Annotated in this window: 25 protein-coding genes, 1 pseudogene and 1 other annotated feature; of the genes and pseudogenes, 13 read left to right on the top strand and 13 right to left on the bottom strand. The window is 50.4% G+C overall.

Going from position 1 to position 24159, the window contains the following annotated elements; genetic code table 11:
• Positions 1-43: 43 nt before the first annotated feature.
• The gene (gene btuC / locus HVZ52_RS12505) at positions 44-1024 is read right to left on the bottom strand and encodes a vitamin B12 ABC transporter permease BtuC (RefSeq protein WP_032931198.1); all 981 of its coding nucleotides are present in this window, start codon (positions 1022-1024) and stop codon (positions 44-46) included.
• A gap of 304 nt (positions 1025-1328) precedes the next feature.
• On the opposite strand from btuC, the gene HVZ52_RS12510 reads away from it, so the two are divergent.
• The 5 genes from HVZ52_RS12510 to HVZ52_RS12530 all read left to right on the top strand — a co-directional run bounded on the left by HVZ52_RS12510 (position 1329) and on the right by HVZ52_RS12530 (position 5766).
• On the top strand, positions 1329-1487 hold the full coding sequence (locus HVZ52_RS12510) for a DUF1427 family protein (RefSeq protein ID WP_016152871.1): 159 nt from the start codon (positions 1329-1331) through the stop codon (positions 1485-1487).
• 85 nt (positions 1488-1572) lie between these two features.
• Complete coding sequence (locus tag HVZ52_RS12515; RefSeq protein ID WP_131405848.1) at positions 1573-2787, top strand: PfkB family carbohydrate kinase; 1215 nt, start codon at positions 1573-1575, stop codon at positions 2785-2787.
• Between the two features lie 31 nt (positions 2788-2818).
• On the top strand, positions 2819-3553 hold the full coding sequence (locus HVZ52_RS12520; protein WP_016152869.1) for an outer membrane protein OmpK: 735 nt from the start codon (positions 2819-2821) through the stop codon (positions 3551-3553).
• A gap of 17 nt (positions 3554-3570) precedes the next feature.
• On the top strand, positions 3571-4533 hold the full coding sequence (locus HVZ52_RS12525) for a nucleoside hydrolase (protein WP_080858713.1): 963 nt from the start codon (positions 3571-3573) through the stop codon (positions 4531-4533).
• 3 nt (positions 4534-4536) lie between these two features.
• Positions 4537-5766, top strand: a complete 1230-nt coding sequence (locus HVZ52_RS12530) for a NupC/NupG family nucleoside CNT transporter (RefSeq protein ID WP_053389681.1) — start codon at positions 4537-4539, stop codon at positions 5764-5766.
• A gap of 40 nt (positions 5767-5806) precedes the next feature.
• Here the strand turns inward: HVZ52_RS12530 and ihfA are convergent, their stop codons facing one another.
• The 8 genes from ihfA to thrS all read right to left on the bottom strand — a co-directional run bounded on the left by ihfA (position 5807) and on the right by thrS (position 13090).
• A complete protein-coding gene (gene ihfA / locus HVZ52_RS12535; protein ID WP_003030571.1) occupies positions 5807-6106 on the bottom strand; it encodes an integration host factor subunit alpha in 300 nt (99 codons plus the stop codon).
• Between the two features lie 4 nt (positions 6107-6110).
• On the bottom strand, positions 6111-8498 hold the full coding sequence (gene pheT, locus HVZ52_RS12540; protein ID WP_181598302.1) for a phenylalanine--tRNA ligase subunit beta: 2388 nt from the start codon (positions 8496-8498) through the stop codon (positions 6111-6113).
• 15 nt (positions 8499-8513) lie between these two features.
• A complete protein-coding gene (pheS, locus tag HVZ52_RS12545; RefSeq protein WP_016152865.1) occupies positions 8514-9497 on the bottom strand; it encodes a phenylalanine--tRNA ligase subunit alpha in 984 nt (327 codons plus the stop codon).
• Positions 9498-9664: 167 nt separating this feature from the next.
• Positions 9665-9789: a sequence feature (Phe leader region), on the bottom strand.
• Positions 9740-9784, bottom strand: coding sequence for a pheST operon leader peptide PheM (gene pheM / locus HVZ52_RS22940; protein WP_001386830.1), 45 nt, complete (start codon positions 9782-9784; stop codon positions 9740-9742). (Overlaps the previous feature by 45 nt.)
• 120 nt (positions 9790-9909) lie before the next feature.
• Positions 9910-10266, bottom strand: a complete 357-nt coding sequence (rplT, locus tag HVZ52_RS12555; protein WP_003030578.1) for a 50S ribosomal protein L20 — start codon at positions 10264-10266, stop codon at positions 9910-9912.
• A 55-nt stretch (positions 10267-10321) separates the two neighbouring features.
• Positions 10322-10519: a 50S ribosomal protein L35 gene (gene rpmI, locus HVZ52_RS12560; RefSeq protein WP_003030583.1), complete on the bottom strand. Its 198-nt coding sequence runs from the start codon at positions 10517-10519 to the stop codon at positions 10322-10324.
• Between the two features lie 96 nt (positions 10520-10615).
• Positions 10616-11158, bottom strand: coding sequence for a translation initiation factor IF-3 (gene infC / locus HVZ52_RS12565; protein WP_048997935.1), 543 nt, complete (start codon positions 11156-11158; stop codon positions 10616-10618).
• A 3-nt stretch (positions 11159-11161) separates the two neighbouring features.
• Entirely contained in the window at positions 11162-13090 is a 1929-nt protein-coding gene (gene thrS / locus HVZ52_RS12570) for a threonine--tRNA ligase (RefSeq protein ID WP_016152864.1), read from the bottom strand.
• A gap of 304 nt (positions 13091-13394) precedes the next feature.
• On the opposite strand from thrS, the gene yniD reads away from it, so the two are divergent.
• Complete coding sequence (yniD, locus tag HVZ52_RS12575; protein WP_003030590.1) at positions 13395-13502, top strand: small membrane protein YniD; 108 nt, start codon at positions 13395-13397, stop codon at positions 13500-13502.
• Between the two features lie 167 nt (positions 13503-13669).
• Here the strand turns inward: yniD and HVZ52_RS12580 are convergent, their stop codons facing one another.
• Positions 13670-14428 (bottom strand): YdiY family protein, encoded by a 759-nt coding sequence (locus tag HVZ52_RS12580; protein ID WP_016152863.1) that lies wholly within the window; start codon positions 14426-14428, stop codon positions 13670-13672.
• A gap of 287 nt (positions 14429-14715) precedes the next feature.
• On the opposite strand from HVZ52_RS12580, the gene pfkB reads away from it, so the two are divergent.
• Positions 14716-15645: a 6-phosphofructokinase II gene (pfkB, locus tag HVZ52_RS12585; protein ID WP_016156336.1), complete on the top strand. Its 930-nt coding sequence runs from the start codon at positions 14716-14718 to the stop codon at positions 15643-15645.
• A gap of 269 nt (positions 15646-15914) precedes the next feature.
• Positions 15915-16775: a fructosamine kinase family protein gene (locus HVZ52_RS12590; RefSeq protein ID WP_016152861.1), complete on the top strand. Its 861-nt coding sequence runs from the start codon at positions 15915-15917 to the stop codon at positions 16773-16775.
• 64 nt (positions 16776-16839) lie between these two features.
• Here the strand turns inward: HVZ52_RS12590 and HVZ52_RS12595 are convergent, their stop codons facing one another.
• Positions 16840-17376, bottom strand: a complete 537-nt coding sequence (locus HVZ52_RS12595; protein ID WP_019076635.1) for a YniB family protein — start codon at positions 17374-17376, stop codon at positions 16840-16842.
• Positions 17377-17544: 168 nt separating this feature from the next.
• Here HVZ52_RS12595 and hxpB point away from each other — a divergent pair, with 168 nt between their 5' ends.
• From hxpB to tcyP, 4 genes and pseudogenes are all read left to right on the top strand, one after another.
• A complete protein-coding gene (hxpB, locus tag HVZ52_RS12600) occupies positions 17545-18213 on the top strand; it encodes a hexitol phosphatase HxpB (RefSeq protein ID WP_016156335.1) in 669 nt (222 codons plus the stop codon).
• 30 nt (positions 18214-18243) lie between these two features.
• Positions 18244-18366 (top strand): annotated as a pseudogene (locus HVZ52_RS12605) (SDR family oxidoreductase); the annotation flags it as partial.
• A gap of 83 nt (positions 18367-18449) precedes the next feature.
• Positions 18450-19049 carry a metal-dependent hydrolase gene (locus tag HVZ52_RS12610; RefSeq protein WP_087121839.1) on the top strand — a complete coding sequence of 200 codons (600 nt, stop codon included), beginning with the start codon at positions 18450-18452 and terminating at the stop codon, positions 19047-19049.
• A 135-nt stretch (positions 19050-19184) separates the two neighbouring features.
• Positions 19185-20576 carry a cystine/sulfocysteine:cation symporter gene (gene tcyP, locus HVZ52_RS12615; RefSeq protein WP_019078417.1) on the top strand — a complete coding sequence of 464 codons (1392 nt, stop codon included), beginning with the start codon at positions 19185-19187 and terminating at the stop codon, positions 20574-20576.
• 66 nt (positions 20577-20642) lie between these two features.
• On the opposite strand, the gene cedA is transcribed toward tcyP, so the two are convergent.
• Positions 20643-20885: a cell division activator CedA gene (gene cedA / locus HVZ52_RS12620; RefSeq protein WP_029139771.1), complete on the bottom strand. Its 243-nt coding sequence runs from the start codon at positions 20883-20885 to the stop codon at positions 20643-20645.
• 212 nt (positions 20886-21097) lie between these two features.
• Here cedA and katE point away from each other — a divergent pair, with 212 nt between their 5' ends.
• A complete protein-coding gene (gene katE / locus HVZ52_RS12625) occupies positions 21098-23356 on the top strand; it encodes a catalase HPII (protein ID WP_181598303.1) in 2259 nt (752 codons plus the stop codon).
• Positions 23357-23392: 36 nt separating this feature from the next.
• On the opposite strand, the gene chbG is transcribed toward katE, so the two are convergent.
• Positions 23393-24151: a chitin disaccharide deacetylase gene (gene chbG, locus HVZ52_RS12630; protein ID WP_019076632.1), complete on the bottom strand. Its 759-nt coding sequence runs from the start codon at positions 24149-24151 to the stop codon at positions 23393-23395.
• Between the last annotated feature and the right edge of the window lie 8 nt (positions 24152-24159).

Raw genomic sequence — 24159 nt, forward strand, 5'->3', positions numbered from 1 at the left:
ATGTGGATTTTCAGTTTTTAATCATAGACCGAATCAACGCGTTCTAGCGCGCGGCTTTTAACAATAGCCAGATAAATACCGGTGCGCCCATGGTGGCCGTCACCACGCCAATTGGCAGCTCAGCCGAGGCCAGCACCAGACGCGCGACAACATCAGCCAACAGTAACACGATAGCGCCAGCCAACGCGCAGCCCGGCAGTAACACGCGATGATCGGTTAAGCCGCACAGCCGCAGAATATGTGGGATCACAAGCCCAATAAAGCCAATCGCTCCCGCCAGAGCCACGCTTACGCCAACCATCCAGCCCGTGGCGACCACCAGCAGGTTGCGCCAGAACCATAACGGCAATCCCAACTGACGTGCAGAAGTCTCCCCCAGCGCCAGCATATTCATCGGCTGCGACTGACAGCAGATCCACACCAGCACCGGAATCAACGCCACCATGAGCCAGGCCTGATGCCAGTCAACGCCGCCAAAGCCCCCCATCATCCAGTACATTAGCTGTCGCAAATCAAAAGAAGTGGAGAAGTAGATGGCCCATGTCATCAGCGCGCTACAGATAATGCCCAGCGCCACCCCCGCCAACAGCAGACGGCTGGTAGACAAATGACGGCGGGCAAAACGGAGCAGAATAAGCGTGATAATCAGCGCCCCAGCGATGGCGCATAAGCCCAACGCCCAGCCGGGGAGCTGCCCCTGCCCCAGCAGCACCGCCGCGATGAGCCCGACGCCCGCGCCATTAGACACGCCCAGTAATCCAGGCTCTGCGAGCGGGTTTTCAAAGAGAGCTTGCATCACTGCGCCAGATAAGGCCAACGCAGCGCCTACCAGCAAAACGGCGAGGGTACGGGGAAATCGGATTTGCCAGACGAACAGATCGCCGCGGGCGCTGAACCAGTCGCCGGGGGCGATCCACTGTTCTCCTGCGCATAAGCTAATCACGAGCATGACCAATAGCAACAGCGATAAAGTGCCTAACCAGTATCGGTCTCGCCGACGTTGTAATTGTGCAAAAGGTTGCATGTTTATACTTTTTTTATGGGTTATCTCATTAATTTTACGATGAAAGCAAAAAACATGGAAGGAAGCTCTACCGCAAATGAGGCAATGGCCCAAAACAGCATGAACCTTAGTCTTTTGCATAATGCAATGCTGGCAGCAATACCAGGTAGTAGCTGTCATTATTAATATCGTTCCTGAGATTAAATAAATAACCACAACCGGACAAGATGTCCGGTTGCAGAAGTTTTGTGTGATTGTCTTCTCATCAATACGTAAATATATTGTGTAGTCTTCATATCATCATAACACCCTCAGGAATTATCTTATGGATATAATTCTTTCGCTTATTGCCGGTGCAATTATTGGTTTCATATTTACATTAATAAAACTCCCCATTCCAGCCCCTGCTGCCTGGCCTGGTGTATTTGGTATCATCGGTGTACTTAGTGGTAATCAGATCTTTAATTATTTATTCAACAAATAAATTCATTCACCAAAGAAATTAACGTATAGACAAAATAAACTTATTACATGGACCTCTCATCACATTCATGAAAAGTGAGGATTAGATGCCCTGTCGTTACAAAAAACAGCGTCTTCGCTATATTTTAACACTACTCAAAAAACAAGGAAGTGTAAAAATATCATCTCTTGTTAAGGTACTTGATGTTACGGAAAGAACACTCCGCCGCGACATCAATGACCTCGTAAAAACAGGACATGTCCGCTCATGCTATGGAGGTGCTGTATATAATCACGACAATGCATTCCCATTATATGAGAATAACTCTCTTTATTTGCACCAAAACATCATCATTAACCAATCAAAGATCGAACGAGAAATATCAATGAACGAAAACAATGGGAAAGTTTACATTCTGGGTTCATTTAATACTGACTTAGTATATCGGCTTCACCGTTTTCCTATTTCAGGGGAAACTACGCGCGCGCTTTTTTCCTGTTGTTTACCCGGAGGGAAAGGCAGCAACCAGGCGATAGCATCCGCACAAGCCAATGCTCGCACTTATTTTACAGTCAAATTAGGTGAAGATGAGTTTTCAACCAAAGCCCAGCATTTTTTAAATGGCGTAGGATTAGAAAAACTAACCATCTTTACCAAAAATGATGCGCCAACCGGCAGTGCCGTAGTGATGATATCCGAAGAAGCTGGCGATAATGTAATCGTTATTAATCCAGGGGCTAATCAGGAAATAACGAGTGAAGAAATTATATCCTGTTATGACGAGATAGGCACCGCCAATGTTTTTTTGACGCAGATGGAAAACAATCCTGACGCTACAGCTCAAGCTATTAAGTTCGCACATGCCGCAGGAGTGATGACAATCCTGAATCCAGCGCCATGGCGCAAGGAGGTGACAGACCTTCTCCGCTGGACACACATCCTGACCCCAAACCTCACAGAAGCAGAGGCGATAATTGGCAAGGCTATTCGTACGCCAGACGATATTCGTCAGGCCGCCGAAATCATGCACCAAATGGGACCACAATATATTCTAATTACGTTAGGCAAAGATGGGTGCTGGTTATTTGATGGATCTACACACCAACAGTTCCCGGCATATCCCGCCGTTAATATTGATACATCCGGCGCCGGTGATGCATTTAATGGTGCACTCGCTGCACGACTTGCCTGTGGAGAAAATATTGCCAACGCAATTCATTACGCCTGTGTATTTGCAGCACTGGCCGTAGAGCGTGAAGGCGCAGCCAATATGCCATCCCATGAACTCGTATTAAAACGATTAGCTTGTACTAAATACTGATATGAATCCACCACCAAAATAGGGATATAAAATGAAAAAAATCGCCTTCGGGGCTTTATTATCGTGCGTAGCTTTTTCCTCATTAGCTGAACAACAATACGGTTGGGGAAATATACATTTTGACTATCAATCCTGGGATGCCGGTGTTAAAGACCTCGAATATGAACAAGCCTTAATTGGTATTGAGGGAGGTATTGGTTTTGATTGGGGTGAAATGTACGGTTTTTATGATTTTGAAAATATTCTAGATGACGAAGGAAATCAGGGGCAGACTGCGAATGGTGAAATTCATACCTACCTCTGGAAAACGGGTGCCAGCCTATTTACAAAAGTCTATAATTCGCAAAGCCCTAATTTTAAAGAGACGAATCAATTTATTGGGCTTGGCTATACCGACCTGAAAGGCGATGGATGGTGGTTTAAACCCTGGATTGCTCGTCAGTACATTACCGCACACAGTAATTTTGGCCCAGCTTATGATATTAATGGACTCAATGGTTTCTCAATTGGATGGAACGCTGGTTATGCTTTCAATCTCCTCAACCAGGACTTCTTACTGTCCAATTGGAATGAAATAGAACTTGACCGTAATGATGACTATACCGCTAACAATCATGGTAGCAATGGTTTAAACGGCGGCCTGAATATTACCTGGAAAATCATGCCTCATATATCCACCACATTAATGTATCGGTACTTTTATAACAAACTTGGTGCGGATGGATATGGCGATATTCTCATTTATCGACTGGCCTACGACTTCTAACTTAAGGAACATTAACGATGTTAAGTATCCACTGGCCTGAATTAACTTCAGCGCAGCGTATTGCCTTAATTACGCCACCTAAGTATGGCAAAGTACCTATCGTTATTGACAGCGATACCTACAATGAAATTGACGATCAGATGGCCATTGCCTGGGCATTCTTACACCCGGAGCGCCTCGATCTGCAAGCTGTTTACGCCGCTCCGTTTACCAACCACTATTTTGGTAAAGAGGGCTCGCACACATATGTTGACGATCCCGCAGTAGGCATGCAACTGAGCGTCGATGAGATCTATCGCGTATTTAACAAACTCCCCCGCCGCGAAAACATACCGCAAATATTCCAGGGTTCAACACGCTATCTGAAAGATAGCAATCAGCCGGAGATGTCAGCAGCAGTACAGGATTTGATTAACCGGGCAAGAACGGCTGAGCAAACATTACATGTACTCGCAATCGCCGCGCCGACCAATATCGCTAACGCACTGCTCCTCGCGCCGGACATCGTCACAAAGATTCATGTCATCTGGCTTGGGGGTAACAGTTATGCCTGGAAAGATAATCATGAATTCAACCTGATGCAGGACATTGCGGCGAGTCGGGTACTTTTTGATAGCGGCGTAGCGCTCACCCAAATCCCCTGCTTTGGCGTGGCTAACACTATGGCCTCATCGGTCCCAGAGATGCAGCACTATTTTGCAGAGACCAGCCGCATTGGTAGCTACTTTGCTGAAATTGCCCCGCGATGCCCCTGGATTGGTTTTGCATCCCGCAAAGTCATTTGGGATATCACTACGGTTGGCTATGTCCTGAATCCTGACTGGTTCACCTGTGAATACCGTACATCCCCTTTGATCAATGACAATCTGAGCTGGAGTTTTGATAACCGCCGTCACGTCATTCAGGTCGCAAAATTTATTGAGCGGGATGCTCTCTTTAAAGATCTTTTCCGTAGCATCATTGATGCCGATGAGGGATAAACCATGCAGATACTCATCGTCATACTTGGCATTGTTGTCCTGTTACTCGTTGCCTGGCTATGTTCAGAAAATCGCAAAGCTATCCGGTTTCGCACCGTTGGCGGCGCCTTTGCAATCCAGGCTCTTTTTGCTGCATTTATCCTGTATGTCCCCTTAGGGGAAAAAATCTTACTCGCCATATCAAACAGTCTGTCAGGCATGCTGAACTATTCGTCGGAAGGGATTAACTTTCTCTTCGGTAATCTCGGACAGTTCAAAATGGGGTTTGTATTTGCCGTGCATGTTCTGCCGATTATCATTTTTATGTCAGCATTGTTCTCCGTGCTGTACTACCTGGGCATCATGCAGTGGATTATCCGTCTCATCGGTACGGGTATCCATAAACTGCTACGCACCAGCCCGGCAGAATCCATGGCTGCAACGGCCAATATTTTTGCGGGCAATACTGACGTCTTCGTCCTGATGAAGCCTTATGCGCCACGCATGACGCGCTCAGAACTGTTTGCCCTCATGACAGGTGGTGTGGCCTCTATCGCTGGCTCAGTGCTGGTTGGCTATGCCAGTATGGGGATCGAAATTCGCTATCTGGTAGCCGCCTCTTTTATGTCAGCGCCAGGCGGTCTGTTAATGGCGAAAATGCTGTTTCCAGAAACGGAACCCGAAAACACTGCCGACGTGTCAGGCGATATGCTTGGTCAAGATGAAAAGCCTATCAACATCGTTGAAGCGGCTACAAATGGCGCGACTATCGGGCTGAAGCTCGCCGCTAACGTGGGGGCAATGCTTCTGGCACTGATTGCATTAATTGCTATGGTGAACGGCTTGTTGGGCTGGTTTTGTAGCTTTTTCGGCTATGGTAACGTCACGCTACAATTTATCTTTAGTTACCTCTTTGCTCCGGTTGCCTGGCTGTTGGGCATTCCCACTAATGAAGTCTTGCAAATTGGCAGCCTGTTAGGTCAAAAATTGGTGTTGAATGAGTTCGTCGCGTATACCAGCTTTATTCCAATGAAAGACCAACTGTCGGAATATTCGCAGATAATAACGATCATGGCGCTGGCAGGGTTTGCCAATTTGTCCTCTCCTGCCGCATTGATTGGCGTACTGGGGGGGATTGTGCCGGGGAAAAAAAGTTTCATTGCTAAAATGGGGCTTAAAGTGATCCTGGCGGGCACGTTGTCTAACCTGCTGAGCGCAGCACTGACCGGGCTGTTTTTCCTTCTGGCCCACTAAGAAAAAAGGCCGCATTCGCGGCCTTTTTAGTTAGTTCAGATTACTCTTCTTTCGGCGTTGCGTTTTCAACCCGGCTTTTTAACTTCTGTCCGGGTCTGAAGGTCACCACGCGCCGTGCTGTAATGGGAATATCTTCGCCCGTTTTCGGATTACGGCCCGGACGTTGATTCTTATCACGCAGATCGAAGTTACCAAAACCAGAGAGTTTTACCTGCTCACCATTTTCCAGAGCACGACGGATCTCTTCGAAAAACAGCTCGACCAGTTCTTTGGCATCCCGCTTGCTAAGCCCAAGCTTATCAAACAGATATTCTGACATTTCAGCTTTTGTAAGCGCCATAGGTTCAATCCCTCAATGATGCCTGGAATCGCTCTTTTAATGCCTCTACACATTTGGCGACGGTAGCGGCAATCTCCTCTTCTTCAAGTGTACGGCTGGTATCCTGAAGGATCAGGCTGATAGCGAGGCTCTTATAACCCTCCGCAACACCCTTACCGCGGTACACGTCAAACAAGTTTACGCCAACTACCTGATTTACGCCAACTTTCTTACATTCGGATAAAATATCCGCAGCGGGAACGTTTTCAGCCACAACGACCGCGATGTCACGACGGTTCGCCGGGAAGCGAGAAACTTCACGCGCCTGAGGCACCACGCGGTCTGCGAGCTTGTTCCACTCCAGTTCAAACACCAGAGTGCGACCGTTCAGATCCAGTTTACGTTCCAGTTCAGGATGAACAACCCCAATGAAACCAATGCGTTCACCTTTCAGATAAATCGCCGCAGACTGCCCCGGATGCAGTGCTGGATTCGCTTCAGCTTTGAACTGAATATCCGCCAGCTTGCCGGTCAGGTCGAGAACCGCTTCCAGATCGCCTTTCAGATCATAGAAATCAACGGTCTCTTTTGCCAGATTCCAGTGTTCATCATGACGGTTACCGCAGATCGCGCCCGCCAGCATCAGATCCTGACGGATCCCGAGATTAGCCTGCGTGTCCGGTACGAAACGTAAACCCGTTTCGAAAATACGCACGCGGTTTTGCTGACGATTCTGGTTGTACACTACCGTAGACAGCAAGCCGGTCCACAGGGATAAACGCATTGCCGACATATCAATCGAGATTGGGCTTGGCAGCAGCAGCGATTCTTCACCCGGGTGCAGCAGCGACTGGACTTTCGGGTCGACAAAGCTGTAGGTAATAACTTCCTGGTAGCCTTTGTCATTCAGCATGGTTTTTACGCGTTTCAGCGACAAATCCGCTTCACGATGCGTACCCATGATAAGACCCGCCTGAATTGGCGTATTCGGGATATTGTCATAACCGTATACGCGGGCGACTTCTTCGACCAGGTCTTCTTCGATCTCCATATCGAAACGCCAGCTCGGCGCTACCGCTTTCCACTCATCTTGCCCTTCCGTGACATCACAACCCAGACGGCGCAGAATATCGCTCACCTGCTCATCTGCAATATGGTGTCCGATCAGACGATCCAGTTTGCTACGGCGAAGCGTAATGGTTGCGCGTTTTGGCAGCGAGGCTTCGTTCGTCACGTCAATGATTGGACCCGCTTCGCCGCCGCAGATATCAATCAGCAGGCGCGTAGCACGTTCCATGGCTTTATGTTGCAGCGCCGGATCGACACCACGCTCATAGCGGTGAGAGGCATCGGTGTGCAGACCGTGACGACGTGCGCGACCGGTAATAGACAGCGGGCTGAAGAACGCGCATTCCAGCAGGACGTTTTGCGTTTCATCATTCACACCGGAGTGCTCGCCACCAAAGATGCCGCCCATTGCCAGCGCTTTGTTATGGTCCGCAATCACCAGCGTATCCGCATTCAGCTTCGCTTCACTGCCGTCCAGCAATACCAGGGTTTCACCTTCTTTTGCCATGCGGACAACAATCCCGCCTTCAATGCGGTCTTTGTCGAATGCGTGCATCGGCTGGCCCAATTCGAGCAGCACATAGTTAGTCACGTCAACCACGGCATCGATCGAGCGGATGCCGCAACGACGCAGTTTTTCTTTCATCCACAGCGGGGTTGGCGCTTTAACGTTAATGCCTTTCACCACGCGGCCCAGATAGCGTGGGCAGGCTTCCACCGCGTCGACCTGAATCGGCAGGACGTCGCTAATGGTTGCGGCTACTGGCGCTATTTCCGGCTCAACCAGAGGCGCTTTGTTCAGTACAGCTACGTCACGTGCCACACCGATAATGCCTAAGCAGTCGGCGCGGTTCGGAGTGACGCTGATTTCGATAGTATTATCGTCAAGTTTCAGGTATTCACGGATATCGGTACCAATTGGTGCATCGACAGGCAGTTCGATAATACCGTTGTGATCGTCAGAAATACCCAGCTCGGAGAACGAGCACAGCATGCCTTCAGACGGTTCACCGCGCAGTTTCGCGGCTTTGATTTTGAAATCGCCCGGCAGAACGGCACCAACGGTTGCTACAGCCACCTTCAGCCCTTGACGGCAGTTTGGCGCACCGCAGACGATATCCAGCAGGCGGTCGCCGCCGACATTCACCTTGGTGACGCGCAGTTTGTCAGCGTTCGGATGCTGAGCGCACTCAACCACTTCGCCCACCACAACGCCGTTGAACGCGCCAGAAACAGGATCCACACCGTCAACTTCCAGACCCGCCATCGTGATTTGGTTTGACAACGCATCGCTATCAATCGCCGGGTTTACCCATTCGCGTAACCACAGTTCACTGAATTTCATTGTTTTATCCTGCCTTTATTTAAACTGTTTGAGGAAACGCAGATCGTTTTCGAAGAAAGAACGCAGATCGGTTACGCCGTAACGCAGCATGGTCAGACGCTCCATACCCATACCGAATGCAAAGCCAGAGTAGATTTCCGGATCGATACCGACGTTACGCAGCACGTTCGGGTGAACCATTCCGCATCCCAATACTTCCAGCCATTTGCCATTTTTACCCATCACATCGACTTCCGCAGAAGGTTCGGTGAACGGGAAGTAGGAAGGACGGAAACGAACCTGCAGGTCTTCTTCAAAGAAGTTGCGCAGGAAATCATGCAGCGTGCCTTTCAGGTTGGTGAAGTTGATGTTGGTATCAACAATCAGCCCTTCCATCTGATGGAACATTGGGGTGTGCGTCTGATCGTAGTCGTTACGATATACGCGGCCCGGAGCGATAATACGGATCGGCGGCTGTTTTTCTTTCATAGTGCGGATCTGCACGCCGGAAGTCTGCGTGCGCAGCAGACGCGTCGCATCAAACCAGAAAGTGTCGTGGTCAGCGCGCGCCGGGTGATGGCCAGGAATGTTCAGCGCATCGAAGTTATGATAGTCATCTTCGATTTCCGGACCGGTCGCCACGGTAAAGCCCAGCTCACCAAAGAAACTTTCAATGCGATCGATAGTCCGCGTTACCGGATGCAAACCGCCGTTTTCGATACGACGCCCAGGCAAGGAGATATCGATCGTTTCTTCAGCCAGACGAGCATTCAGCGCGGCATTTTCTAATTCGGCTTTACGCGCGTTCAGCGCTTGCTGAACCTGCTCTTTGGCTTCGTTTATCACCGCACCTGCTGCCGGGCGCTCTTCTGCCGGCAGTTCACGCAGGGTAGTCATCTGAAGGGTCAGGTGCCCTTTCTTGCCCAAATATTCGACGCGGACATTGTCTAACGCGGCAACATCTGAAGCCTGGTTAATGGCGGCCGTTGCACTGGCAACCAGCTCTGCGAGATGTGACATGGTTTTCCTCGTTATGTTGCGATATTCACTAGTCGCTCGTATATACACAAAATCATTCTGGCTGAGTCAAGGCAGCAGTAGAGCGCTAATCCTCAGGAGCGTACACACGTACGAGACTGGGGGAAGCGACTGCAGCCAATGCAGAGGCAGCCTGAAGGATAACGTGTATAAAAAAAGCCTCCACCAGGGAGGCTTTTAGGCGCTGTTTTCCGTTTCTTCTTTCACGCGCAAGCCTCCTGAGTTCAGGTGCTAAAGTAAAAGAAGAAGCGGAAAATAGCAGCATTCATGCTTGCGTTACCTTGTGTGGTAAAAACCGGACAACCTTTATTGAAAAGGCTTACGGATAAATTGTCAACCAATTGATTGCACTACAAATAAAAGAGAGGGAGCCAGGCTCCCTCTTTTCACCGGCTTATGCCAGAGCTGCTTTCGCTTTTTCGACCAGAGCGGTGAACGCTACTTTGTCGAATACTGCGATGTCAGCCAGGATCTTACGGTCGATTTCAACAGAGGCTTTTTTCAGGCCGTTGATGAATTTGCTGTAAGAAATACCGTTCTGACGTGCTGCTGCGTTGATACGCGCAATCCACAGTTGACGGAACTGACGCTTTTTCTGACGACGGTCACGATAAGCGTACTGACCAGCTTTGATAACAGCCTGGAAGGCAACGCGGTATACGCGAGAACGCGCACCGTAGTAGCCTTTAGCTTGTTTCAAAATTTTCTTGTGACGTGCACGGGCAACTACACCACGTTTTACGCGAGCCATATGTGCTCTCCTGTATCTATATTCTTAGTAAAAAAATTAATTAAACGTTAACGGCTTATGCGTACGGCAGGCACGCGATAACCAGACCCAGATCGCCTTTAGAAACGAGGCCTTTTGGACGCAGGTGACGTTTACGCTTAGTAGATTTTTTGGTCAGAATATGACGCAGGTTTGCGTGCTTACGCTTAAATCCACCACCACCGGTTTTTTTGAAGCGCTTAGCAGCACCGCGTACGGTCTTAATTTTTGGCATTTTAATAACTTCCACTTCGCATTGTTAATAAACGAAACGTAGGCGAACAACGGCTGTGGAACCCGTAGGCTCCACAGACATTGCTACTTGAAGGCCTTACTGTTTCTTCTTAGGAGCGAGCACCATGATCATCTGGCGGCCTTCGATCTTCGTAGGGAAGGATTCGACTACTGCCAGTTCACTCAGATCGTCACGGACGCGGTTGAGCACTTCCATACCGATCTGTTGGTGGGCCATCTCACGACCGCGAAAACGCAGCGTGATCTTAGCCTTATCGCCATCTTCCAGAAAGCGTACCAGGCTGCGGAGTTTTACCTGGTAATCGCCATCGTCGGTGCCAGGACGGAATTTAATTTCCTTAACCTGGATAACTTTTTGCTTTTTCTTCTGTTCCTTAGAAGACTTACTCTTTTCATAAAGGAACTTGCCGTAGTCCATAATACGACAAACTGGCGGTTCGGCGTTAGGGCTGATTTCAACTAAATCTACTCCAGCTTCTTCAGCTTTTTCGATCGCTTCTCTCAGACTCACAATACCCAAAGCTTCGCCTTCCAGACCTGTTAAGCGAACTTCCAGGGCGCGAATCTCGCCATTGATACGATTCGGACGTGCCGTTTGAACTCGTTTTCCGCCTTTAATACCTTATTCCTCCAGTTGTTGAAGACTGCGGCTGCGAATCTCTTGTTGCAGCTTCTCAATCACTTCATTTACGTCCAGGCTGCCCAAGTCTTTGCCACGACGGGTGCGCACGGCAACTTTGCCTGCTTCTACCTCTTTGTCGCCACAGACCAACATGTAAGGGACACGACGTAAAGTGTGCTCGCGGATTTTAAAGCCAATCTTCTCATTTCTCAAGTCTGCTTTTACACGAATACCCGCATTTTGTAGTTTCTGCGTTAATTCGTTGACGTATTCAGACTGTGAATCGGTGATGTTCATGACGACAACCTGAACTGGCGCAAGCCAGGTCGGGAAGAAGCCAGCGAACTCTTCGGTCAGGATACCGATGAAACGTTCCATCGACCCAAGAATTGCGCGGTGAATCATAACCGGCACCTGACGCTCGTTGTTTTCGCCAACATAAGAGGCGCTTAAACGGGACGGCAGAGAGAAGTCCAGCTGTACAGTACCGCACTGCCATGCACGATCGAGGCAGTCATACAGGGTAAATTCAATTTTCGGACCGTAGAATGCGCCCTCACCCAGTTGGTACTCAAACGGGATGTTGTTTTCTTCCAGCGCAACGGCCAGGTCAGCTTCAGCACGGTCCCACATTTCATCGCTACCGATACGTTTTTCGGGGCGAGTGGACAGTTTGACGACGATTTTCTCGAAGCCAAAGGTGCTATACATATCGTAGACCATACGAATGCAAGCGTTAACTTCATCACGGATCTGCTCTTCTGTACAGAAGATATGTGCATCATCCTGAGTGAAGCCACGAACACGCATCAGGCCATGCAGCGCGCCTGACGGCTCATTACGGTGGCAGCTACCAAACTCGGCCATACGCAGCGGCAGATCACGATAGGATTTCAGACCCTGATTGAAGATCTGCACGTGGCCCGGGCAGTTCATGGGCTTAATGCAGTATTCACGGTTCTCAGAGGAGGTCGTGAACATCGCATCTTTGTAGTTATCCCAGTGACCTGTTTTTTCCCACAGCACGCGGTCCATCATGAACGGACCTTTAACTTCCTGATACTGGTATTCTTTCAGTTTTGAGCGAACAAAGACTTCCAGTTCACGGAAGATTGTCCAGCCATCATTGTGCCAGAACACCATACCCGGCGCTTCTTCCTGCATATGATACAGGTCAAGCTGCTTACCGATTTTACGGTGGTCGCGTTTGGCCGCTTCTTCCAGACGTTGCAGGTAGGCACTCAGGGCTTTTTTATCGGCCCATGCAGTACCATAAATACGCTGCAGCATCTTGTTATTGCTGTCGCCACGCCAGTATGCCCCAGCGGTCTTCATCAGTTTGAAGTGATGACAGAAACGCATGTTCGGCACGTGCGGGCCACGGCACATATCGACATATTCTTCATGATGGTACAAGCCAGGCTTGTCATCATGGGCAATGTTTTCATCAAGAATGGAGACTTTATAGGTCTCGCCACGCTTCACGAAGGTTTCACGCGCTTCGTACCAGCTGACTTTCTTCTTAATGACATCGTAGTTTTTCTCAGCGAGCTCGTGCATCCGCTTCTCGAGCGCGTCGACATCTTCCTGGGTTAGCGTACGGTCAAGATCGATATCGTAGTAAAAACCGTTATCAACAACCGGTCCGATCGCCATTTTGGTGTGCGGCCAGAGTTGTTTGATCGCGTGCCCTAACAGGTGCGCACAGGAGTGACGAATGATCTCCAGACCTTCTTCATCCTTCGCGGTGATGATGGAGAGCTTCGCATCATGCTCAATCAGATCGGAAGCATCTACCAGCTCACCGTCAACACGGCCAGCAATAGTGGCTTTCGCCAGACCTGGACCGATGTCCAGCGCAACATCCATGGGGCTTACAGCGTGGTCGTAATGGCGTTGGCTGCCATCAGGAAGAGTAATAACAGGCATGTTATATCCTTATTTGCAGTGGTGACCCACACGTAAGATCACATACAAAGATTCAATATTTAAAATCATCAAAAAGGTGTGGGCTGATTCCCGCTTCACTCTGCGAAATATGTCACTGGTCGCCTTAATGGCTACACTGGACCTACACCCGCTTTTTGATAACACCGTTTGACAGTGTACACGGCATTACGAGCCGATCAAAGCAACAATCAACGCGCACTCTATGATGTAAATCAATTCACTGACACCCTGACGTTTTTGTTACACTTGTATAAAGTTATCTAACCTGAGCAGGAAAAGGACAATGCCAACAAATCGCTTTGCGAAGAAACACTGGAAGATGGTTGTGATACTGCTCGTTATTTGTGCGGCAATGCTGATGCTACGTTGGGCTGCGATGATCTGGGGTTAAAATACTGGCGCACGCTGTTCCGGTTCTGTTGTATTTATCAATTAAATCGAATTCGTCTGAAAATAGCGCGTTATTGATAAGTATTAAAAATAAAACACAGATTTAATATTAATTAAATTTAACGTTAATTGAGAAAAACCGGGCCAATTATTTGACCCGGCTTGTCATTACATACGATAGCCGAGTGACACAGTAGTACGACGATCGGTATGCTCCGGCGCTGTTGCCGGTGGTTCAGAGTTCCAGGTAACGTTGTAAGCCACCTTTAACCCAAAGTGTTCGTTGATAGCAACGTTCAAGGCCGTTTCAGAATTGAGCGTTGTATCGTCAGCACCAAATACCGACACACCTTGCGTAAACTTAGTATTGTCCGTCATCTGCCACGCATAGGCCCCGGACGCATAGCCCAGCGGCTGTGTTTCGGTGGTGCCATCCGTGTGCTCGTCATAGCGCACACCAGGACCGAATTCAAAACGGAAGCTGTGCACTGGTCCGTTGAGGAACTGACGACCATAACCTGCGGTTAGCACGTCACGCTCGCGATAGCCGTTGTAACGGTCGGTCAGCCAGCTTGCCTGACCAAAGAGATAGTCATAGTCGGTCATGTTGTAACGACTACGGCCACCTACGGCATATTTCTCCGATGAACGCTCATCATTTGAGGAGGTATTGCTGGCATTTCCCCACAAAGACCACGCCGTAGTTTGACCGTACCAGGTCATGGTGGTGTCTGCAGTTAAAGAAGAACTTTTTGTGTTGCCTGACTGGGCGAGATATCCCGCGTTCAGGTTACCTTCAAAGGGTTTTTTCGCGCTGGAAGGGTCATCCATGACAGTAAAAACGGAATCATCGGCGGCAGCCTGCATTGACGCAAGCAGGCCACCCGTCAGCAGTAACGCTGCGGGCACTGTCTTCAAAAGCTTCATTTATTAAGAGTCCGTACAACAAAAAAAGAGACCATAACGGTCTCGGAAACTTTCATATGGATCAATGACAAAAGACCCTTGAAAGGTAACAAATTATAAAAAGACTCGAATAACATAGCAATAAATTCTTATTTCATTTTTTGAATAAGAGCGTTCCTAAACCGTTTTTTTATTTATATATCTTTAACGCGATTATTTTAAATAAAGATATGAAAAATCATGTTGTTAATTACTTCACTTTCGGGGGGTTAAGTGCCAGACTGAGGACAGCCTAACAGGAGGTAAAGATGGTACGTATCTATACGTTAACACTTGCGCCCTCTCTCGATAGCGCAACAATCACGCCGCAAATCTACCCGGAAGGTAAGCTTCGCTGTACCTCGCCGGTTTTTGAACCCGGCGGCGGCGGCATCAACGTCGCTCGCGCAATTGCCCATCTTGGCGGCACCGCTACGGCCATCTTCCCTGCGGGTGGCGCCACCGGAGAGCATCTTGTTGCTTTGCTCGCCGACGAAAATGTTCCCGTGTCCACCGTCGAAGCTAAAGACTGGACCCGACAAAATCTCCATGTCCACGTTGAGTCCAGCGGCGAACAATATCGCTTCGTCATGCCAGGCGCTGCGCTCACCGATGATGAGTTCTACCAACTTCAGGATCAGGTGCTGGAAATTGAGTCTGGCGCACTGCTGGTTATTAGCGGCAGTTTGCCGCCTGGCGTACAGCTTGAGAAGCTGACCCGGCTCATTACCACAGCACAAAAACAAGGGATTCGCTGTATCGTCGATAGTTCTGGCGAAGCGCTGGCGGCAGCATTAACCATCGGCAATATCGAACTGGTCAAACCCAACCTCAAAGAACTGAGCGCGCTGGTGAATCGCGAACTCACGCAGCCCGATGATGTGCGCAACGCCGCGCAGGAAATCGTGCAAAGCGGAAAAGCGCATCGCGTAGTGGTCTCGCTTGGACCACAAGGAGCGCTTGGCGTTGATCGTGAAACCTGTGTCCAGGTGGTTCCGCCACCGGTGAAGAGTCAAAGTACCGTAGGCGCGGGCGACAGTATGGTCGGGGCCATGACGCTTAAACTGGCTGAGAGCGCACCTTTTGCAGATATTGTTCGTTACGGTGTCGCCGCAGGTAGCGCCGCCACCCTGAATCAGGGGACGCGTCTGTGCGCTTTAGACGATACGCAAAAAATATACGCGTATCTGGCTCAGTAATAACGGCTTCCCCTTGTCTAGATACAAGGGGATTTCCCCGTAAAACTGTCGGCATAGGTGTTATACGTCTATGATAAAAAGTCACGTGATTACAAAGCAGTGAATCATGTGCGACCAGGCGTCTTCACAACTATGCGAGGTGAAGAAGAACGACACACATTAAGTGCCTTTCCAGCGATGACGCGTCCGTGGTGTGCGTCAGTTCGTGTTTTTTAACCGCATTCTTGCGCTAACCTTATGATCTGGCAGACAACATGGGGAGAGACATCATGTGGCAGGCTATCAGTCGTCTTTTAAGCGAGCAATTAGGTGAAGGCGAAATCGAACTGCGTAACGAACTGCCCGGCGGAGAGATCCACGCCGCATGGCATTTACGCTATGCGGGGCGCGATTTTTTCGTTAAATGCGATGAAAGAGAGCTGTTAACCGGCTTTACGGCGGAAGCCGATCAGCTGGAGCTACTTTCTCGCAGTCAAACCGTATCTGTACCGAAAGTCTGGGCGGTAGGCGCAGACAGAGATTACAGCTTTCTGGTGATGGATTTCCTCCCTCCCCGTCCGCTTGATGCGCACAACGCGTTTATCCTCGGCCAACAGTTGGCGCATTTGCATGAATGGAGCGATCAGCCGCAGTTTGGGCTCGACTTCGATAATGCGCTCTCTACCACGCCGCAGCCCAACACCTGGCAACGTCGCTGGTCAACCTTTTTTGCCGAGCAGCGTATTGGCTGGCAGCTGGAACTCGCCGCTGAAAAAGGCATTGCGTTTGGCAATATCGACGCCATTGTCGAGCATGTTCAGCAGCGTCTCTCTTCCCATCAGCCGCAGCCATCTCTTCTGCATGGTGATTTGTGGTCCGGGAACTGCGCCCTCGGCCCGAACGGCCCGTACATCTTTGACCCTGCCTGCTACTGGGGGGACAGAGAGTGTGACCTGGCAATGCTGCCGTTACATACCGATCAGCCGCCGCAACTCTATGACGGTTATCAGTCTGTTTCTCCGCTACCATTGGATTTTCTCGACAGACAGCCTGTCTACCAGCTCTATACGCTGCTGAACAGGGCTATTCTGTTTGGGGGACAGCATCTGGTCGTGGCGCAGAAAGCGCTGGACAGGTTACTGGCGGCTTAGCAAAGTCGCACGTTGCTTATCTGGCCTGGCGTTTCACAACGCGTCAGGCCTGATAGTGCAGCAGTTACAAAAAACCCAGTAATGAAAAGAAGAAGTAGCCAATCACGATAACGATCACCGGCAAAATATAGAGCGGGAAAATTTGTAAAAAGATCGTATGGTGCGGTACCACAATACGCGACTCAAGTTGCTCGCGTGATAACCCTTCACTGCCCTTTGCCTGTTCCAGAATCAACTGGTCCTCAACGCCCTCGCGTAAATAACGCGCCTGACGGCTCATTCTGGCGCCTGAATCCTGCAACGCCAGACCGATAAAAATCAGAATGAAAATCAGCCAAAAAACGAGATTCAGTCCACTTTGAAAATCGGGCGTCGGCGAGTTATACCAAAACACGTTAAGAAAAGGTGTGTTCACGCGCATCATGTCGATCATCACATGAGCAAAATCGAGCATGACCGCGTTAATCCCTTCCTGCTTTTCGCTGTGCGCATACATAAACTTCAGTACTGAAACCAGGGTTGAAATCAGCGCGGGAATGAAAATCACCCATCCCACCAGCCTTTTCAAGATGGCAATGCGTCCAGCTTGTTGATACGTCATGAGTTCCCCTTGATTAAGACGTGTCATTTTGGCCTAAGTTTACCCGTTGATTATCGTTTTCGCCTGATCTTTAAAGGCGGTATACTGCTGAATTAGCCATAATGAACGCTCAGAGCCCGTCCTGGCTGGCTCTTAATCCCTTTTATCACCCGTAAAGGAGAGGTTGTGATGTCAACCCCGCGTCAAATTCTTGCTGCAATTTTCGATATGGATGGATTACTGGTCGATTCTGAACCGCTTTGGGATCAGGCCGAACTGGATGTGATAGCAAGTTTAGGCGTTGATATCTCCCGCCGCCATGAACTTCCCGATACACTTGGCTTACGCATCGACATGGTGGTTGATTTGTGGTTTGCACAGCAACCGTGGAACGGTCCCTCACGTCAGGAAGTTACTGAGCGCATCATTACCCGGGCAATTGCGTTAGTTGAAGAAACAAAACCACTGCTGCCGGGCGTGCGTGAGGCCGTGGCATTGTGTAAATCTCAGGGGTTGAAAGTAGGACTGGCATCCGCCTCGCCGCTGCATATGCTGGAAAAAGTGCTAACCATGTTTGATCTGCGCAGCAGCTTCGACGCACTGGCTTCTGCGGAAAAACTGCCCTACAGCAAACCGCACCCGCAGGTTTATCTCGATTGCGCGGCGAAACTGGGCATTGACCCTATAAACTGCGTAGCACTGGAAGACTCGGTGAACGGCATGATTGCTTCGAAAGCCGCCCGTATGCGTTCCATCGTAGTACCTGCGCATGAAAATCAGGACGATCCTCGCTTCGTTCTGGCCGACGTCAAACTGGCCTCGCTCACCGAACTCACTGCCGCTCACCTGCGCGGCTAATCCTGCGACGGGCAATGATCGCATTGCCCGCCTGCCGGACGCTGGGGCACGCCTGATGATCTGAAAGGCCCGGTCGTGTTCCTCGCAAGTGCTGCCTCGGACTATATACATGGCTATACGCTGGTCGTGGATGGCGGTTGGCTGGCGCGGTAAAGGCGCACTTGTGACAAAGGGTTACAACGTCACCTCTTCCGCCTACTGTATAAAACCCCTATACTGTATGAATCGACAGTTTATTGGGTTTTATCATGACGGCGGAAGGTCACCTTCTTTTTTCTATTGCCTGTGCGGTATTTGCCAAGAATGCCGAGCTAACGCCCGTTCTTGCGCAGGGTGACTGGTGGCATATTGTTCCTTCAGCCATTTTGACGTGCTTACTGCCGGATATCGATCATCCCAAATCCCTGCTGGGGCAGCGTCTGAAGTGGGTATCAAAGCCCATTGCCCGGGCATTTGGTCATCGCGGGTTTACGCATAGCCTGCTGGCGGTTTTTGCCCTGCTGGCCACGTTTTACCTGAAAGTCCCTGATACCTGGATAATTCCAGCGGATGCCTTACAAGGTATGGTTCTCGGTTATCTCAGCCACATTCTGGCCGACATGTTGACCCCGGCGGGCGTCCCCTTGCTTTGGCCCTGCCGCTGGCGTTTTCGTCTGCCTATCCTCGTGCCGCAAAAAGGCAACCAACTGGAGCGGTTTCTGTGCATGGCGCTGTTCGCGTGGGCAATCTGGATGCCGCAGACCGTACAAGAGAACAGTGCGGTGCGCTGGTCATCACAAATGATAAATACGCTGCAAATGCAGTTTAATCGTTTTATAACGCACCAGGTTGACTAATAAATCAGCCATAAAGTTATTTTTGGCATAAACAATTCCATTTGAATATAAGAGGCAAGTCACAGTTCTGCTAATCTTGCGCCAACAGAATCACCGTCACACGGTGATACGCATAATAAGATCAGGAGAACGGGGATGAACTATCCATTAATCGCGAACATTATCGTGTTCGTAGTGCTGCTGTTCGTGCTGGCGCAAGCCCGTCACAAGCAGTGGAGTCTGGCAAAAAAAGTACTGGTCGGTCTGGTCATGGGTGTGGTGTTTGGCCTCGCCCTGCACACCATTTATGGTTCCGACAGCCAGGTTCTTAAAGATTCCGTACAGTGGTTCAACATTGTCGGCAACGGTTACGTCCAACTGCTGCAGATGATTGTCATGCCGCTGGTGTTTGCGTCTATTCTCAGCGCCGTTGCGCGTCTGCACAACGCCTCTCAGTTAGGTAAAATCAGCTTCCTGACCATCGGTACGCTGCTGTTTACTACGCTGATTGCCGCGCTGGTAGGGGTTCTGGTGACCAACCTGTTCGGCCTGACCGCAGAAGGTCTGGTGCAAGGTGGGGCCGAAACCGCTCGTCTGAACGCGATTGAAACCAACTATGTTGGCAAAGTAGCTGACCTCAGCGTTCCACAGCTGGTGTTGTCGTTTATCCCGAAAAACCCGTTTGCCGATCTGACCGGAGCTAACCCGACGTCGATTATCAGCGTGGTTATCTTCGCGGCATTCCTCGGTGTTGCCGCACTGAAGCTGCTGAAAGATGATGCGCCGAAAGGCGAGCGCGTGCTGGTCGCTATCGATACCCTGCAAAGCTGGGTGATGAAGCTGGTTCGTTTGGTGATGCAGTTGACACCATACGGTGTTCTGGCGCTGATGACCAAAGTGGTTGCAGGCTCCAACCTGCAGGACATCATCAAGCTGGGTAGCTTTGTCGTGGCCTCTTATCTCGGTCTGGGTATTATGTTCGTGGTACACGGGATCCTGTTGGGTGTTAACGGCGTTAGCCCGCTGAAATACTTCCGCAAGGTGTGGCCGGTGCTGACTTTCGCCTTCACCAGCCGTTCCAGCGCAGCCTCAATTCCGCTGAACGTTGAAGCGCAAACCCGTCGTCTGGGCGTGCCTGAATCCATCGCCTCTTTTGCCGCCTCCTTTGGCGCCACCATTGGCCAGAACGGTTGTGCAGGGCTGTACCCGGCAATGCTGGCAGTAATGGTCGCCCCGACCGTCGGGATCAACCCGCTGGACCCGATGTGGATTGCCACGCTGGTTGGTATCGTAACCGTCAGTTCCGCAGGGGTTGCGGGTGTGGGTGGCGGTGCAACGTTTGCCGCGCTGATCGTCCTGCCAGCTATGGGTCTGCCGGTCACGCTGGTTGCGCTGCTGATTTCCGTTGAGCCGCTGATCGATATGGGTCGTACCGCGCTGAACGTGAGCGGTTCTATGACAGCCGGTACGCTGACCAGCCAATGGCTGAAACAGACCGATAAAACAATTCTGGACAGCGACGATAACGCCGAACTGGCGCATCGCTAAGTCTGTTAGACTGAAAAACAAAAAAAACCGCCGGAGTGTCATGCTCCGGCGGTTTTTTTATATCCATTAATCGCTCAGTTCATTTTCCTGGCGAACCTGATTAGCCCAGCGTTGCGCTGATTCCGGGACCGTAAATGCAGGTGAACGCTGAAACGCCTCCCCTATTAAGACAAAAGCGACATATTTTCCGCGCAGTATCCATACGTCACGAAACGCATCCATTTTAACTGCATGCTCTGGTGGGGCTGGCTCCACGCGAGGAACATAGCTAATTACCGGACGATTTTGTTGGCGAAGAGGTTTCATAATCAGTTGCTTCACTAAAGACTAATTCTAAAAATCAGAAAACGGCTATCTTAGCCGATTTTGCCTCCTGACGTCCTGCCTTGCGTGCGCTGTTTGCCTGGTTCATCGCGCTTTACGCCCTCGGTCAGTTCCTGCACCACTGAGCAAGTGGTCTATAGTTAAAGCTTTTGACGGCAACAACGACCTTTAAGCGATGAAAACAGGAGACGAGTTTAATGTCACAGAATGATAAGCACCCACTCCATCACTCAGCGCCGGTTCATGATGCCAGCGAATCCCAGCCAGGACTTGACTCACTGGCGCCAGCAGACGGTTCACATCGGCCAACACCTGAACCCACACCACCTGGCATGCAGCCCACTACGTCCGGCAGCTTAAAAGCACCTGACACCAGAAGTGACAAACTCAACGCGCTGGAAAGTTTTCGTAAAGGCAGCGAAGATTTTGCTCTGACAACCAATCAGGGAGTGCGCATCGCGGACGATCAAAACTCTCTGCGCGCAGGAAACCGTGGGCCAACTCTGCTGGAAGACTTTATCCTGCGGGAAAAAATCACCCATTTTGATCACGAACGCATCCCGGAGCGGATCGTACATGCCCGAGGTTCGGCCGCTCATGGTTACTTTCAGCCCTATGCCAGTCTCAGCGCGACAACGAAAGCGGACTTTCTGAGTGATAAAAATAAAACCACCCCGGTTTTTGTCCGTTTCTCTACGGTTCAGGGCGGCGCAGGCTCAGCGGATACGGTAAGAGATATTCGAGGATTTGCGACCAAATTTTATACTGAGGAGGGCATTTTCGATCTGGTGGGAAACAACACGCCAGTCTTCTTCATTCAGGATGCCCATAAATTCCCGGATTTCGTTCATGCGGTAAAACCGGAGCCGCATTGGGCTATCCCACAGGGTCAAAGCGCCCACGATACCTTTTGGGATTATGTCTCGTTACAGCCAGAAACGTTGCACAACGTTATATGGGCGATGTCCGACCGGGGTATTCCACGCAGCTATCGCACGATGGAAGGCTTTGGCATTCACACGTTCCGGTTGATAAATGCGCAAGGGAAAGCCACCTTTGTCCGTTTTCACTGGAAACCGCTGGCGGGCAAAGCTTCGCTGGTATGGGATGAAGCGCAAAAACTTACCGGTCGTGATCCCGATTTTCATCGCCGCGATCTGTGGGAAGCTATTGAAGCAGGCGATTATCCGGAATACGAACTGGGGCTGCAGCTCATTCCTGAAGAAGACGAATTCAAGTTCGATTTTGACCTGCTCGACCCGACTAAACTGATCCCGGAAGAGCTGGTTCCGGTACAACGCGTTGGTAAAATGGTGCTGAACCGTAATCCGGATAATTTCTTCGCCGAAAATGAACAAGTCGCTTTTCATCCCGGACACATCGTCCCTGGTATCGATTTTACCAACGATCCCTTGCTGCAAGGCCGCTTGTTTTCTTATACCGATACCCAAATCAGCCGCCTGGGCGGGCCCAACTTCCATGAAATCCCGATTAATCGCCCGACCTGCCCGTACCATAATTTCCAGCGTGACGGCATGCATCGTATGGACATCGATACCAACCCTGCCAACTATGAACCTAATTCCATCAATGATAACTGGCCGCGTGAAACGCCGCCGGGGCCAAAACGCGGTGGATTTGAGTCGTATCAGGAACGGATTGAAGGAAACAAAATCCGCGAACGTAGCCCCTCTTTTGGCGAATACTATGCGCACCCTCGCCTGTTCTGGCTAAGTCAGACGCCAATTGAACAGCAGCATATTATCGGCGGATTCAGCTTCGAACTCAGCAAAGTTACGCGCCCCTATATTCGGGAAAGAGTGGTCGAACAGTTAGCCCATATTGATACAGCCCTCGCCGAGGCGGTTGCCGATAATCTCGGTTTTGAGCTAACCGAGGAACAGGCCAAAATCGCCCCACCGGCCAACGTCAATGGTTTGAAAAGTGCGCCGTCACTCAGTTTATATGCGGGTGCGCAAGGTGAGATTAAGGGCCGCGTGGTCGCCATTCTACTTAATGACCAGGTGAAATCAGGCGACCTGCTTGCCATCATGCAAGCCTTACAGGCCAAAGGCGTTCACGCCAAACTGCTCTATTCCCGAATGGGTAATGTGGTTGCCGATGATGGTTCCGTCCTGACAATCGCCGGTACCTTTGCGGGTTCACCATCGCTGACCGTCGATGCGGTTATCGTTCCGTGTGGCAATATCGCTGATATCGCTATGAACGGTGATGCCCGATATTACTTACTCGAAGCGTATAAGCACTTAAAACCTATCGCACTGGCTGGCGATGCGCGTCAGTTTAAAGCAACGTTGAATATCAAAAATGAAGGAGAAGAAGGCGTGGTGGAGGCAGACAGTGTAGACGCACAGTTTATGGATACCCTGCTGACGCTAATGACTGCGCACCGCGTCTGGTCACGCGCCGGAAAAATCGACACGATCCCTGCCTAAAAAAATGCGGCGCATTATGCGCCGCAAACTCAGGAGTTAGACGTTCAGAAAACTGCCAAGACGATAACCGCGCTCCGCAATAGCATATTTCAGTGACGGAGACGTCAGCACGTCGAGCTCAGTTAAGCGGGGGTAACAGTAGGCACTTTGACGAATAATGTCATCGATAAAGGCCGGATGACACATCACTTCCAGCGAGGACTCTCCCCGGTCTGCTGACGCGTCAAGCGTTTGCAAAAACAGGGCTTCAGAAATCGCTTCACCATAAAACTCGCTGCTGAATCCCTGGGAAGTCCGTAACGTCTGCGGAAAGTCAGACGCCTGGAATACCGTCTGACGATCGATCCGTAACGCAATCCCCCGTTGGGCAGCAAACCCGGCCACGATAGGGAAAATCTGCGGGAACATATGCACATGGTGATGGCTATCCAGATGCGTTGGCTCCCGCCCGAACAGGTCAATAAAACGCTGATACTGCGCGGCCAGTTCCTGAGAAATTTCATCCAACGGCAAGGTGTCTTCTTCAGCCATCTGCCAGATCCATTTTCCCAGTAACCCGTCACGAGTAAGGCCTGGCATTGCCGTCAACGGCCTGCCCAGCGTCAGAACAAAATGCATCCCAACGGCAAGTTCAGGAATGTCGCGACTCAGCTGTACCGCATGGTCAATGGCTGCGCCATTAACCAGTGCGGTTGTCGAGGTGACCACGCCATTGCGACAGGCTTCAACAATGCCGTAGTTTTGTCCTTTACTCAGGCCAAAATCATCCGCATTTACAATCAGTACGCGTTCCATAGCCGACC

This window comes from Citrobacter sp. RHB36-C18 (assembly GCF_013814485.1).
GTDB lineage: Bacteria > Pseudomonadota > Gammaproteobacteria > Enterobacterales > Enterobacteriaceae > Citrobacter > Citrobacter braakii.